General features: G+C 68.6%; 13 protein-coding genes. 7 read left to right on the forward strand and 6 right to left on the reverse strand.

What is annotated here, in order from left to right; translation table 11 throughout:
- Window positions 1-2: 2 nt before the first annotated feature.
- From ABNQ39_RS01795 to ABNQ39_RS01820, 6 genes are all read right to left on the reverse strand, one after another.
- Entirely contained in the window at window positions 3-983 is a 981-nt protein-coding gene (locus ABNQ39_RS01795; RefSeq protein ID WP_376959744.1) for a CaiB/BaiF CoA transferase family protein, read from the reverse strand.
- Window positions 926-1,117, reverse strand: a complete 192-nt coding sequence (locus tag ABNQ39_RS01800; RefSeq protein ID WP_376958464.1) for a CoA transferase — start codon at window positions 1,115-1,117, stop codon at window positions 926-928. The genes ABNQ39_RS01795 and ABNQ39_RS01800 overlap by 58 nt, the downstream gene beginning before the upstream one ends.
- Before the next feature lie 7 nt (window positions 1,118-1,124).
- Window positions 1,125-2,165, reverse strand: a complete 1,041-nt coding sequence (gene moaA / locus ABNQ39_RS01805) for a GTP 3',8-cyclase MoaA (protein WP_376958465.1) — start codon at window positions 2,163-2,165, stop codon at window positions 1,125-1,127.
- A gap of 133 nt (window positions 2,166-2,298) precedes the next feature.
- The gene (locus ABNQ39_RS01810) at window positions 2,299-4,353 is read right to left on the reverse strand and encodes a 4Fe-4S dicluster domain-containing protein (protein WP_376958466.1); all 2,055 of its coding nucleotides are present in this window, start codon (window positions 4,351-4,353) and stop codon (window positions 2,299-2,301) included.
- 172 nt (window positions 4,354-4,525) lie between these two features.
- Complete coding sequence (locus ABNQ39_RS01815; protein ID WP_376958467.1) at window positions 4,526-5,377, reverse strand: substrate-binding domain-containing protein; 852 nt, start codon at window positions 5,375-5,377, stop codon at window positions 4,526-4,528.
- A gap of 120 nt (window positions 5,378-5,497) precedes the next feature.
- Window positions 5,498-6,199: an ABC transporter permease gene (locus tag ABNQ39_RS01820; protein WP_376958468.1), complete on the reverse strand. Its 702-nt coding sequence runs from the start codon at window positions 6,197-6,199 to the stop codon at window positions 5,498-5,500.
- Between the two features lie 86 nt (window positions 6,200-6,285).
- On the opposite strand from ABNQ39_RS01820, the gene fdhD reads away from it, so the two are divergent.
- The 7 genes from fdhD (at window position 6,286) to ABNQ39_RS01855 (ending at window position 13,072) form a co-directional block, all read left to right on the forward strand.
- Window positions 6,286-7,167 (forward strand): formate dehydrogenase accessory sulfurtransferase FdhD, encoded by an 882-nt coding sequence (gene fdhD / locus ABNQ39_RS01825; RefSeq protein WP_376958469.1) that lies wholly within the window; start codon window positions 6,286-6,288, stop codon window positions 7,165-7,167.
- Window positions 7,157-7,795: a molybdenum cofactor guanylyltransferase MobA gene (mobA, locus tag ABNQ39_RS01830; protein ID WP_376958470.1), complete on the forward strand. Its 639-nt coding sequence runs from the start codon at window positions 7,157-7,159 to the stop codon at window positions 7,793-7,795. Before fdhD ends, mobA begins: the two co-directional genes overlap by 11 nt.
- Window positions 7,792-8,301, forward strand: a complete 510-nt coding sequence (locus ABNQ39_RS01835) for a DUF3305 domain-containing protein (protein ID WP_376958471.1) — start codon at window positions 7,792-7,794, stop codon at window positions 8,299-8,301. The genes mobA and ABNQ39_RS01835 overlap by 4 nt, the downstream gene beginning before the upstream one ends.
- Entirely contained in the window at window positions 8,298-8,828 is a 531-nt protein-coding gene (locus ABNQ39_RS01840) for a DUF3306 domain-containing protein (protein ID WP_376958472.1), read from the forward strand. The genes ABNQ39_RS01835 and ABNQ39_RS01840 overlap by 4 nt, the downstream gene beginning before the upstream one ends.
- A 450-nt stretch (window positions 8,829-9,278) precedes the next feature.
- Window positions 9,279-9,905 carry a TorD/DmsD family molecular chaperone gene (locus tag ABNQ39_RS01845; protein ID WP_376958473.1) on the forward strand — a complete coding sequence of 209 codons (627 nt, stop codon included), beginning with the start codon at window positions 9,279-9,281 and terminating at the stop codon, window positions 9,903-9,905.
- A 16-nt stretch (window positions 9,906-9,921) separates the two neighbouring features.
- The gene (locus ABNQ39_RS01850; protein ID WP_376958475.1) at window positions 9,922-10,158 is read left to right on the forward strand and encodes a formate dehydrogenase; all 237 of its coding nucleotides are present in this window, start codon (window positions 9,922-9,924) and stop codon (window positions 10,156-10,158) included.
- 13 nt (window positions 10,159-10,171) lie between these two features.
- Entirely contained in the window at window positions 10,172-13,072 is a 2,901-nt protein-coding gene (locus ABNQ39_RS01855) for a formate dehydrogenase subunit alpha (protein WP_376958476.1), read from the forward strand.
- Window positions 13,073-13,075 lie beyond the last annotated feature (3 nt).

The raw sequence follows: 13,075 nt of genomic DNA on the forward strand, positions 1-13,075 counted from the left end.
CCTCACACCCAGTCGGTAAGCACCGCGGCGGCATCGCTTTCCTGCACCGGCGCGCGGGACGGCTGCGGGGCGCCGTCGACCCGCAGGCCCATCAGCGTCTCCACCAGCGGCTCCGGGCCGGCCGATACGCGGACCTGCCCGCGGGCGGCGACGTGCGGATGGTCGTGGACCTCCGCCAGTTCCGGCACGGCCTCGAAACAGCAGTCGACCGGATCGAGCAGCGCCTTCCAGTCCGCCAGCGTCCGGCCGGCGAACAGCGCTTCCAGCTCCGCCGTCAGGGCGGTCTGGGGCAGGGGATCCTCCTGCCGGGCGATCCAGTCGGGACGGCCGACCGCCTCGCAGAAGCCGGCCCAGAACTTGGCCTCCAGCGCCGACAGGGTGATGAAGCGGCCGTCGGCGGTGCGGTAGATGCGGTAGCAGGCGGCCCCGCCCGACAGCAGAGCCTCGCCGCGCTTCGGCTGGGTGCCGCGCGCTGCCGCGGTGAGGGTCATGCCCTGCCAGCCCAGCACCGATTCCATGATCGACAGGTCGAGGAAACAGCCCTCTCCCGTCCGTTCCCGCCCCAGCAGCGCGCCCGCCACCGCCAGCGCCGTCTGTTGGGCCGAGGCGAAATCGGCGACCGGCAGGTAGCTGATCACCGGCCGGTCCGGCAGCCCGGAGGCGTCCAGCCCGCCGCCGACCGCCATGTAGTTCAGGTCGTGCCCGGCCCGCGTCGCATAGGGGCCGTCATAGCCCCAGCCCGACAGGCTGGCATGGACCAGCCGCGGGTTGATCTCCCGCAGCCGCCCGCGGCCCAGCCCCAGCTTGTCCATTACGCCCGGCCGGTAGCTTTCGATCAGCGCGTCGGCCTTCGCCAGCAGCCCTTCCAGCGCCGCGCGTCCCTCGGCCGATTTCAGGTCGATGCGGATGACGGTCTTGCCGGCGTTCAGCAGCTTGTAGGCGGCGGTGGTGCCGTCGCTGTCGGCGGGTCCGAGCCGGCGCAGCGGGGATCGCCCCCCGGCGGCTCCACCTTCACCACCGTGGCGCCCAGGTCGCCAAGAAGCTGTGCCGCATAGGGGCCGGGCAGATATTGCCCGAGGTCGATGACGCGCAGTCCGGTCAGGAAGGGCAGGGGCATGGTCCGGTCAGCCCCCGGTGACGCTCATGTGCCGCCCGACGGCCGGCCCCTGGTGGCGGCGGTCGATGATGAAGTCGTGGCCCTTGGGCTTGCGGGTGATCGCCTCGCGCACCGCGTCGATCAGCGGGCCGTCCTCGTCGCTGACGCGCAGCGGCGTGCGCAGGTCGGCGGCGTCCTCCTGCCCCAGGCACATGTAGAGCGTGCCGGTGCAGGTCAGCCGAACGCGGTTGCAGCTTTCGCAGAAATTATGGGTCAGCGGCGTGATGAAGCCGACGCGCTGGCCGGTCTCCTCCACCCGGACATAGCGGGCGGGACCGCCGGTGCGGTGGTCGCTCTCGGTCAGGGTCCAGCGCGTCTGCAACTCGGCCTTCAGCATGGTCAGCGGCCAATACTGGTCGAGCCGGGCACCCTCGCCGATGTCGCCCATCGGCATCACCTCGATGAAGGTCAGGTCGAAGCCCTGCTCGCCGCACCACGCCACCATGCGGTGGATCTCGTCGTCGTTGACGCCCTTCAGCGCCACCGTGTTGATCTTGATCTTCAGCCCGGCGTCCTTGGCCGCCTGGATGCCGCCCAGGATCTTGTCCAGCTTGCCCCAGCGCGTGATGGCCTGGAACTTGTGCGGATCGAGCGTGTCCAGCGACACGTTGATCCGCCGCACCCCGGCCTCATACAGCCCGGCGGCATGCTTGAACAGCATGGTGCCGTTGGTGGTCAGCGTCAACTCGTCCAGGTCGCCCGACTTGATGTGGCGGCCCAGCGAATGGATCAGCCGCATCACGTCGCGCCGCACCAGCGGCTCGCCCCCGGTCAGCCGCAGCTTGCGCGTGCCCAGCTTGACGAAGGCGCTGCACAGCCGGTCCAGTTCCTCCAGCGTCAGCACCTCCGCCTTCGGCAGGAAGCTCATGTCCTCGGCCATGCAGTAGACGCAGCGAAGGTCGCAGCGGTCGGTCACCGACACGCGCAGATACTCCACCTTGCGGCCGAACGGATCGACCAGCGGAGCGACGGCGGCTGACGGCAAGGCTTCGGACACAGGGTTGGTCATCGCTGGACTCCAGGGGCGGCCGCTGACGGGCCACCACAGTATATGTTCGTCACACGCACCATGTGCAACGGTGACGGGAGCGTATTCCACATCACGGTATGCCGACTTTGACGACGATCAAGGGGGCTCGGCGTCACATCAGCTTTTGCCGCACCGCCGCCGGTTGTGCGTTCCGTTCGGCGTCCTCGCGTTCGCGCAGGTCGTCGTCGGTGGTGCGCGGCACCGGCCGCTGGCCCAGGGCGAAGGGCTCGTTGCCGCGTTCGAACTGGTCGCGGACGCGGCAGTCCTCGCACATGCGGATGCGGTTGGCGGCTTCCGGCGTGGCGAACATCCAGTGCTTGCCCGCCAGCGTCGTCACGATCTTCTCGATGGAGGACTTGGTTGCGAAGGGCTTCCCGCAGGACACGCAGCAGAAGGGCTCCTCCTCCTTCACCACCACGGCACCGCGGGCCTGGTCGCGGAAGTCGATCTCCGGCACCAGGGAGATGACCTTCTCCGGGCAGGTCGTCTTGCACAGGCCGCACTGAACGCAGGCGTCCTGGGCGAAGGACAGCATCGGCTTGTCGGCATTGTCCAGCAGCGCCCCGGTCGGGCAGGCGCCGACGCAGGACAGGCACAGCGTGCAGCCTTCGACAGCCACCGACACCCGGCCGAAGGGAGCGCCGGGCGGCAGCGGCAGAACCTCCACCGGGGCCGGGGCGGCCTTGTGCAGATGGCGCAGCGCCAGCATGGTGACCGTGCGCTTCGGCCCCATCGGCAGGAACATCCCCGCCTCGACCGCGTCGGCCGGCAGGGCCCACAGCTCGTCCGCCACCGCGTCGGGATCGGCGGCGTCGATCACCGCCACCCGGCCGGAGCCGTAGCCGAGCCCGCTGAAGGCGGCCTCCGCCAGCCCGATCTGCGAGGCGAGGCCGGCGGTCTCCCCCTCATTCTCCGGCCCGGTCAGCAGGCGGACATGGGTGCAGCCATAGGCGAGCGCCAAGGCGAACAGGTCGAAACCGACCTGCGTCACCTCGTTCAGCGCGAAGGGCAGCACACGGGCCGGCAGACCGCGGCCATGCCGTGCCATCATGCCGACCAGCGCGTCGCCATGGCGCGGATCGTGGATCAGCAGCGCCGGTGCCGCGCCGCCGGCCTTGCGGTAGGTGGCCAGCAGCGTGCGCAGCCGCTCATAGACGGTGGCGGCCGGCGGCAGGGCGTAGGTCGCGGCACCGGTCGGGCAGACCGCGGCGCAGGAGCCGCAGCCGGCGCAGACATGCGGGTCGATGGCGACATGGTCGCCGTTCGGCGTGATCGCCCCTGTCGGGCAGACGTCCAGGCAGCGGGTGCATCCGGTCTTGCGGCTGCGCGAATGGGCACAGAGGTCGGCCTTGAAGTCGACGAAGCGCGGCTTCTCGAACTCGCCGACCAGATCGGCGATGTCTAGCAGCGCCTTGGCGACCTGCGCCGGGCTGTTGGGATCGGGCCGCAGATAGCCGTCGCGGCGCTTGTGATCGGGGAAAAGCGGCGTGCCGCCGGTCAAATCGAGGATCAGGTCGCAACGGGCCGACGCCCCCTGCCGCACCGGCTCGAAGCCCAGAGCGCCGCGGGAGGAGGGCAGGGCCGGGGCGTAGTCGTCCACCACGATCTCGAAGGCGCCGACCCAGCCGCGGGCACTGCGGATCCGTCCGCGGAAGATCGCCGCATCCATCACCGGCGGCGGCGGGATGTCCCTGGCACTGGTCAGTAGGATGGTGACGTCCAGCCGCTTGGCCAGTTCCCGCCCGGCCTCGATGGCGCGCTCGTCGTTGCCATAGACCAGACAGGTGCCTTGGGAGGTCAGGGTCAGCGCACCGGTGGGCGGGATCGGCAGGGCGGCCTCGGCCAGCAACGCCGCGATCTTCGGCAGCGCCTGGGCGCCCTCGTCCGACCAGCCGGCGCGCTCGCGGATGTTGGTGAAGGTCAGGGAGGTGTCGGGCGCCACCTCCGCCGCGATCTCGGCAAACAGCGGGGCTTCCTGGGTGCAGGCGACCAGCAGCGGCTGGCCGGCGGCGACCGCCGTCTCGAAACGGTCGAGCTGCGCCCGGCAGAGCTGGGTGTGCACGGTGGGGGCGCCGCCCTCGCCGCAAGCCTTGCCCAGCGCCGGCCCGTCCAGCGCGATGCTGTGCGCGCAGTCGCAGACGAGCACCGTCCGTTCGCCGATCTTCATCGTCCCCAAAACTCCTGTCGCTTGGGGCTGACGCCCCTGGCCTGAGGACACTCATATGGGGGAATGCAGGGCGATGGGAATGGGAATCTTGTCAGGGACGGTCCGGACAAACGCTGGCTGGACGGTTCCTGCGACCCTTCCGGACGGCAGGATCGCAGGAACGCGCCGCTCCTTACGCCCCCGGTTCGTTGGCGTTCGGGAAGAACAGCTGCTCGCCGTTGATCTGGTAGTCGGCGATGGCCTTCTGCCCCTCGGCGGAGACCAGCCAGTCGACGAAGGCTTGGCCGTCGGCCGCCTTGACATGGGCGAACTTGGTCGGGTTGACCAGCATCACGCCATACTGGTTGAACAGCCGCTTGTCGCCCTCGACCAGCACCGTCAGCGGGCCGCGGTTCTTGAAGTTCAGCCAGGTGCCGCGGTCGGTCAGGGCATAGCCGTTCATCGCGGCGGCGGTGTTCAGCGTCGGGCCCATGCCCTGGCCGATGGAGCGGTACCAGCCGCCTTCCGCCTTGGCCGGGTCGAGGTTGGCGGTCTTCCACAAGGACAGTTCGGCCTTGTGCGTGCCGCTGTCGTCACCGCGCGACACGAAGGGCGCCTTGGCCCCGGCGATCTTCGACAGCGACTGGGCGACGTCCTTGCTGCCCTTGACGCCGGCCGGGTCGCTGGACGGGCCGACGATGACGAAGTCGTTGTACATCACCGGCTTGCGCACGGTGGCGAAGCCCTCGGCGACGAACTTGTCCTCCGACGGCTTGTGGTGGACGAACAGCACGTCGGCATCGCCGCGCTTGGCGAGGTCGATGGCCTGACCGGTGCCCTTGGCGACGACCCGCACCTCGATCCCGGTCTTGGCGGTGAATTTCGGCAGCAGCGAGCCGAACAGGCCCGAATCCTCGGTCGAGGTGGTGGAGGCCACCGTGATGAAGCGGTCGGCGGCCGATGCTGCCGACGGGGCGGCGACCTGGACAAGACCGGCCACCGCCACGGCGGCGGCAAAGCCCAGCACGAATGAACGGCGCAGCATCCCTCAACTCCTCCCACATCGTTGTTGCCTCGCTGGCATAGCGCAGTCGGGCCGTGGGTGCAAAGGTCTGGCCGATCTTTTCCAATCCAGGGCCGGGCCATGGCCTTGGCGGGCCGGGGCTCAGGCCGGTCTGGCCGCCGTCTCCTTCAACAGCGATGCCGTGAGGTTCACCGCCAGCGACAGGGTCATCAGCACCAGCCCCAGTCCCAGCGCCATCGGCAGGTCGCCCTTGCTGGTCTCCAGCGCGATGGCGGTGGTCATGACGCGGGTGACGTGCTCGATGTTACCGCCGACGATCATCACCGCCCCGACCTCCGCCGAGGCGCGGCCGAAACCGGCCAGCACCGTGGTGACGAGGCTCCAGCGCGCCTCCGCCAGCAGGGTGGCGAGGCGCCGCAGCGGGCCGGCACCGGTGACGCGCAGCAAATCGTCATATTCGGCCAGCAGATCCTCCACCGTCTGGCGGGCGAGCGACGCGACGATGGGCACGATCATCACCGTCTGGGCGACGATCATCGCCGTCGGCGTGAACAGCAGGCCCAGCACCCCGAACGGGCCGGAGCGGGACAGCAGCAGATAGACCACCAGCCCGACCACCACCGGCGGCAGCCCCATCATGGTGTTCAGCGCGACGGCGACGGCGCGGCGGCCGGGAAAGCTGAGCGCCGCGACGGCGGCGCCCAGCGGCAGGCCGATCAGCGTGGCGATGGCGACGGCGGACAGGCTGACCCGCAGCGACAGGCCGACGATCCGCATCAGCGCGTCGTCCATCGACAGGATCATGGAAAAAGCCACGGCCAGGGCTTGGGAAAAATCCTGCATGAAGTCCAAATCACTGTTCGAATAACTTCGGCGAGGGCTTGTCCGACGGACGCCGCTCGCCCACACTCGCGCGCATGAGCCCGACCATGAGCCTGAAGACCTTCACCATAGCGCCGGACCCGGCGAATCCCAAGCTGACCGAGCGCGTCCGCGGCCTGGACCAGGATGGCCGCGAGATCGAGACCGCCGTGACGGTGGAACGGCCGCTGACCCTGTACCTGAACGGGCAGGAGATCGTCACCATGATGACGATCGGCGACTATCCCGACTGTCTGGCCGTCGGCTATCTGCTGAACCAGAACATGCTGCGGCGCGACGACCGCATCACCGGCATCGACGTGGACGAGGAGACCGACACCGTCGTCGTCCGTACCGAGCGCGCGACCGATTTCGAGGCCAAGCTGAAGAAGAAGACGCTGACCTCCGGCTGCGCCCAGGGCACCGCCTTCGGCGATGTCATGGAAACCTTCGAATCCGTCCATCTGCCGGCCGATGTGCGGCTACACACCTCGTGGATCTACGCGCTGTCGAAGCAGATCAACCTGCAGCCCAGCCTGTATCTGGAGGCCGGCGCCATCCATGGCAGCGTGCTGTGCCAGGAGGACCGGCCGCTGGTCTATATGGAGGATGTCGGCCGCCACAATGCGGTGGACAAGGTCGCCGGCTACATGCACCTGAACGGCATCTCCGCGTCGGACAAGATTTTCTACACCACCGGGCGCCTGACCTCTGAGATGGTCATCAAGACGGTTCAGATGGGCATTCCGATCCTGGTCTCCCGCTCCGGTTTCACCGCCTGGGGCGTGCAATTGGCGCGGCAGGCCAACCTGACGCTGGTCGGCCGGGCCAAGGGCAGGCGCTTCATCGCGCTTGCCGGCACCGACCGGCTGGTCTTCGACACCGATGCCGCGGGAGCCGACGACGAGGATCGCCGTCATGGACGCAAGGGAAGCCGCGATGACGACTAATTCAGTTCACCCGGATATCGGCGGCGTCCTGCTGGCCGGCGGGCTGTCGCGCCGGATGGGCGGCGGCGACAAGTGCCTGCGCCCGCTGGGCGACCGCAGCATTCTGGAACGCATCGTCGCCACCGTCCGGCCGCAGGTCGGGCCGCTGGTGCTGAACGCCAACGGCGACCCGGCCCGCTTCGCCCATCTCCATCTGCCGGTCGCCGCCGATGTGGTGGAGGGCTATGCCGGCCCGCTCGCCGGCGTGTTGACCGGCATGGAGTGGATGCGCGGCACCGCCCCCGGCATCGCCTGGGTCGCCAGCTTCGCCACCGACGCTCCCTTCATCCCGCGCGACCTCGTCACCCGCATGGTGGCGGCGCTGGAGCAGGAGGGCGCCGACCTCGCCTGCGCCCGGTCGGGCGGGCAGGAGCATCCCGTCTTCGGGCTGTGGCCGATCCGTCTGGCCGGCGACCTGCGCCGCGCCATGGTGGAGGAGGGCGTTCGCAAGGTCGATGCCTGGACCGCCCGCCACCGGCTGGCCGTCGCCGACTTCGCCGTCGATCCTGTCGATCCCTTCTTCAACACCAACCGGCCGGAGGATCTGGCCGAGGCGGAACGCCTGCTGGCGTCGGGACATGCGTCATGACGGACAACCCCGTTCCCCAAGCCCTTGAGCGCATCGAGACCATGCCGCTGGGCATCGTGGTGGAGCGCCGCCGCGGCGTCACCGCCTGGGCCGACTGGAGCTGGCGCCCGGTCTCGGTCATTCCCGGCGCCGGTCCGGTCGAGCCGCCCGGCCGCCTGCTTATGGAGGGGGAAGGCTGGAGCCACAGCCACGCCGCCACGCTGACGCTGGAGCTGTTCCGCACCGACACCGAGGGCTATCGCCTGAACCTGTCGCAGGACCCGCCGCGCCTGTGGGTGGTGATGCGTCCCGGTGCCGATGGCGAGGAACTGGTGCCCTTCACGGTCACCGCGTCGGCCCATGAAGGGGAAGGCTACCAGATCGGGGCCGACGTGGTGGAGACGGTGCCGATGCCGGCGGAGGTGATCGCGCTGGTCCGCGACTTCGTCGAGCAGCACCATGTCGACGTCCCCTTCCACAAGCGCGAGCGCAAGCGCCACTTCGAGAAGGAGGAGGGGCGGCGGTGAGCGGCGAAGCCTTCCTGTCGCGCTGGTCGCGCCTGAAACGCACCGCGGTCAAGCCGGAGCCGGTCCCGCTGGAAGTGCCGCCGGCCGTTGCGCCGCCGGTGGAGGAGGCTGCGGAGCTTCCCGTCGTCGCCGTCGAGGGGAGCCCGACCGATGCGGCCTCACCAGAAGCCGAGGCCGACGATCCGCTGAAGGACCTGCCGTCGATCGAGGACCTGACCGGCGAGTCCGACTTCACCCCCTTCCTGCGTGCCGAGGTGCCGGAGGATCTGCATCGTCAGGCCCTGCGCAAGCTGTGGACCTCCGACCCGATCTACGCCAACGACGACGGGCTGAAGGACTACGCCGACGATTATGGCAGCCTGTTCACCGGCGGGGTGCCGGTAAAGACCCTCTACCGCGTCGGCAAGGGCTTTCTCGACACGCTGGACGAGGGGACGGAGGGGGCCGAAGTCGAAGTTGAACTCGTCGTGGAGGACGCTCCTTCTTCCCAATCGCCAATCCCCTCTCCCCCCCGGGGAGAGGGTTAGGGTGAGGGGGACGCGCAGCGAGACCTTATTCTTCCGCGCACAGTCCCCAACTCCCCATCTCTCCACGCTACGCATCCCCCTCACCCCGACCCTCTCCCCAGGGGGGAGAGGGGGCTTGCTCAAAGCAAGTCCCCCTCGCAAATCCACTCCCGAAATGCGACGGATCGTCGCACCGGAACGGACCCCCTCAAAACAGAGGGGCGCTCTGTTACCGCGAGCATAGCGGCACGACAAAGATTCATTTGTCCCCACTTCCGGGCGCGTCCTTAGTTGACAAAAGGATAGGTTCAGTCCTTCTATTGTCAGTCTGTGGATTGCTAAGTCACTGTAAGGCAACAGCTTTTCGCAGGTGCATCAAAAGGGGTGCGGGATCGGTTCCAAGTACGGCGCGCGGCTGGACCGCGGACGCCGACGCCCCTGTCTTGCGTTTCCGGGAGGAGTTTGCGGCACGTGTCCAGCGCCGTCGATCACATCGTCCCCCCCGCGGTGGCGGAGGAAGAACTGTTCCGCGCGCAGGTCTATGCCCTGCTGGCGCGCCTGTTCGCGCGCCCGCCCGATGCGGCGTTCCTGACCGCGCTGGGCGAACTGGCGGGGGAGGGCGGCGAGTTCGGCGCGGCGCTCGACCGGCTGGCCGAAGCGGCACGCGACAGTGACCCGGCGGCGGTGGAGGAGGAGTTCACCACCCTCTTCATCGGCGTCGGCGGCAGCGAGCGCACCCCCTACGGATCCTTCTACCTGACCGGTTTCCTGAACGAGAAGCCGCTGGCGGAGCTGCGCGTCGCCATGGCGCGGCTGGGCATCGCCCGCGCCGACGGAGTGACGGAGCCGGAGGACCACATCGCCGCCCTGTGCGAGATGATGGCCGGCCTGATCGGCGGCGAGTTCGCGCCGGAGGACGGCGACACCGTCGGTCTCGATGGGCAGCGTGCCTTCTTCGACCGCCACATCGGCTCCTGGGCCGGGCGGTTCTTCGCGGATTTGGAGACCTCGCCGTCGGCCCGCTTCTATCGGGCGGTCGGTGCGGTCGGACGGAGTTTTCTGGCGGTCGAGGCGCGCGCCTTCGACCTTGCGGCCTGAAGTGAGGAGCGAAGCCATGACGCGGAATGCGGTCAAAGCCACTGAGGAAGCTGTCAAACAGGGCAAGGAGAACGGGCTTGCCCGCCGCGACCTGTTCCGCGCCGCCGGCCTCGGCGTCGGCGCGCTGGGTGCCGTTGCGGCCGGCGTGACCGCCACCGGCGGACCGGCCGAGGCCGCGCCGGCAGAGACGACCTCCACGGGCTACCGCGAGACCGACCATGTCCGGAAGGTCTACGAAGTCAGCCGCTTCTAAGAGGAACGCCCCGATGCTCATCAAGAAAAGCTCGGCCACCTCCGGCGGCCGCCACCTCGCCCGTACCCTGACCCAGACGCTGGCCTCCGCCACCGGCGTCACCGTTGACCGCCGCGCCTTCCTGCGCACCTCCGGCATCGCCGCCGGCGGCGCCGCGCTGGCCTCCGCCATGCCCTTCGGCATGGTGAAGAAGGCCGATGCCGCCACCGCGGCCGCCGTCGCCGGGGCTCCGGTCAAGCAGGTCAAGTCGGTCTGCACCCATTGCTCGGTCGGCTGCACGGTGGTGGCCGAGGTGCAGAACGGCGTCTGGATCGGGCAGGAGCCCGGCTTCGACAGCCCGATCAACCTCGGCTCGCACTGCGCCAAGGGCGCCTCGGTGCGTGAGCACGCCCATGGCGAGCGCCGCCTGCGCTATCCGATGAAGATGGTCGACGGCAAGTGGACCCGGATCGGCTGGGACCAGGCCATCGAGGAGGTCGGCTCCAAGCTGCTGGCGATCCGCGAGCAGTCCGGCCCGGATTCGGTGTTCTGGCTCGGCTCGGCCAAGCACAGCAACGAGCAGGCCTATCTGTTCCGCAAGTTCGCCGCGCTGTGGGGCACCAACAACGTCGACCATCAGGCGCGCATCTGCCACTCCACCACCGTGGCCGGCGTGGCGAACGTCTGGGGCTACGGCGCCATGACGAACAGCTACAACGACATCCAGAAGTCGAAGGCGCTGTTCTTCATCGGCTCCAACGCCGCCGAGGCGCACCCCGTCGCCATGATGCATGTGCTGAAGGCGAAGGAGCAGAACGCCGCTCCGCTGATCGTCGCCGATCCGCGCTTCACCCGCACCGCCGCCCACGCCAACGAATATATCCGCTTCCGTCCCGGCACCGACGTGGCGCTGGTCTGGGGCATCCTCTGGCACGTTCTGCAGAACGGCTGGGAGGACAAGGACTACATCGCCAAGCGCGTCTACGGCTTCGACGACATCCGCGCCGAGGTCGCCAAGTGGACCCCGGAAGAGGTGGAGCGCGTCACCGGCGTTCCGGGCTCGCAGTTGCAGCGCGTCGCCCGCACGCTGGCCTCCAACCGTCCGGGCACGCTGGTCTGGTGCATGGGCGGCACCCAGCATCACATCGGCAACAACAACACCCGCGCTTATTGCGTGCTTCAACTGGCGCTGGGCAATGTCGGCGTGTCGGGCGGCGGCACCAACATCTTCCGCGGCCACGACAACGTCCAGGGTGCCACCGACTTCGGCGTCACCTCCGACAGCCTGCCCGGCTATTACGGTCTGGCCGAAGGGGCATGGCGCCACTGGGCGCGCGTCTGGGATCTCCCCTATGACAGCATCCTGAAGCGCTTCGGTTCCAAGGCGCTGATGGAGAGCACCGGCATCCCGGTGTCGCGCTGGTTCGACGGCGTGCTGGAAGCCAAGGAGAATCTGGACCAGCCGAACCCGGTCAAGGGCATGGTCTTCTGGGGCCACGCGCCGAACAGCCAGGTCCGTCTGCCCGACATGAAGAAGGCGATGGAGACGCTGGAGCTGCTGGTCGTCGTCGATCCCTACCCGACGATGACGGCGGTGCTGCCCGACCGTAAGGACAACTTCTACCTGCTGCCGGCCGCGACCCAGTTCGAGACCTCCGGTTCCGCCACCGCGTCCAACCGCTCGGTCCAGTGGCGCGACAAGATCATGGAGCCGCTGTTCGAATCGAAGACCGACCACGAGATCATGTATCTCTTCGCGAAGAAGTTCGGCTTCGCGGACGATCTGGTCAAGAACGTGAAGGTCAACGGCAACGAGCCGTCGATTGAGGACATCACCCGCGAATGGAACCGCGGCATGTGGTCGGTCGGCTACACCGGCCAGTCGCCGGAACGCCTCAAACTGCACATGCAGCATCAGGCCACCTTCGACAAGACGACCCTGCGCGCCGTCGGCGGCCCGTGCGACGGCGATTATTTCGGCCTGCCCTGGCCGTGCTGGGGCACGCCGGAGATGAAGCATCCGGGCTCCGCCAACCTCTATGACACCTCGCTGCCGGTGGCAGAGGGCGGCGGCGCCTTCCGCGCCCGCTTCGGCGTCGAGCGCAACGGCGTGACGCTGCTGGCCGAGGGCTCCTATCCGGAAGGGTCGGAGATCAAGGACGGCTATCCGGAAGTCACCATGGCGATGCTCCAGAAGCTGGGCTTCGACGCCGACCTGACGCCGGAGGAGCTGGCGGTCATCCAGAAGATCGGCGGCGACAAGATTGGCGCGGTGTCCTGGACCACCGACCTGTCCGGCGGCATCCAGCGCGTGGCGATCAAGCACGGCCTGAATCCGCCGGGCAACGCCAAGGCCCGCTGCGTCGCCTGGAACTTCCCGGACCCGGTTCCGATCCACCGCGAGCCGCTCTACACCCCGCGCCGCGATCTGGTCGCCAGCTATCCGACCTACAAGGACACCAAGTCCTGGCGCGTGCCGACGCTCTACAAGTCCATCCAGGACCGCGACGTGTCGAAGGAGTATCCGATCATCCTCACCTCCGGCCGTCTGGTCGAATATGAGGGCGGCGGCGACGAGACGCGCTCCAACCCCTGGCTGGCCGAGTTGCAGCAGGACATGTTCGTCGAGATCAACCCGTTCGACGCCAACAATGCCGGCGTCAAGGACGGCCAGTTGGTCTGGGTCGAAGGCCCGGAAAAGGGCAAGGTGAAGGTCAAGGCGCTGGTGACCGAGCGTGTCGGCCGCGGCGTCGCCTTCATGCCCTTCCATTTCGGCGGCGTGTATCAGGGGCAGGATCTGCGCTCCAAATACCCGGCCGGGGCCGACCCGATCGTGCTGGGCGAGGCCGCCAACACGGCGACCACCTACGGCTACGACTCGGTGACCCAGATGCAGGAAACCAAGACCACCCTTTGCCGCATCCAGGCGGCCTGACGC

Origin of the sequence: Azospirillum sp. A26, assembly GCF_042604635.1 — a bacterium.
GTDB classification, from domain to species: Bacteria; Pseudomonadota; Alphaproteobacteria; order Azospirillales; family Azospirillaceae; genus Azospirillum; species Azospirillum palustre.

Excerpts from the sequence above, each read along its gene's own strand:
- ABNQ39_RS01800 (WP_376958464.1), bottom strand. The coding sequence starts at position 1,117 with ATGCCCCTGCCCTTCCTGACCGGACTGCGCGTCATCGACCTCGGGCAA.
- moaA (WP_376958465.1), bottom strand. The coding sequence starts at position 2,165 with ATGACCAACCCTGTGTCCGAAGCCTTGCCGTCAGCCGCCGTCGCTCCG.
- ABNQ39_RS01810 (WP_376958466.1), bottom strand. The coding sequence starts at position 4,353 with ATGAAGATCGGCGAACGGACGGTGCTCGTCTGCGACTGCGCGCACAGC.
- ABNQ39_RS01815 (WP_376958467.1), bottom strand. The coding sequence starts at position 5,377 with ATGCTGCGCCGTTCATTCGTGCTGGGCTTTGCCGCCGCCGTGGCGGTG.
- ABNQ39_RS01820 (WP_376958468.1), bottom strand. The coding sequence starts at position 6,199 with ATGCAGGATTTTTCCCAAGCCCTGGCCGTGGCTTTTTCCATGATCCTG.
- fdhD (WP_376958469.1), top strand. The coding sequence starts at position 6,286 with ATGAGCCTGAAGACCTTCACCATAGCGCCGGACCCGGCGAATCCCAAG.
- mobA (WP_376958470.1), top strand. The coding sequence starts at position 7,157 with ATGACGACTAATTCAGTTCACCCGGATATCGGCGGCGTCCTGCTGGCC.
- ABNQ39_RS01835 (WP_376958471.1), top strand. The coding sequence starts at position 7,792 with ATGACGGACAACCCCGTTCCCCAAGCCCTTGAGCGCATCGAGACCATG.
- ABNQ39_RS01850 (WP_376958475.1), top strand. The coding sequence starts at position 9,922 with ATGACGCGGAATGCGGTCAAAGCCACTGAGGAAGCTGTCAAACAGGGC.
- ABNQ39_RS01855 (WP_376958476.1), top strand. The coding sequence starts at position 10,172 with ATGCTCATCAAGAAAAGCTCGGCCACCTCCGGCGGCCGCCACCTCGCC.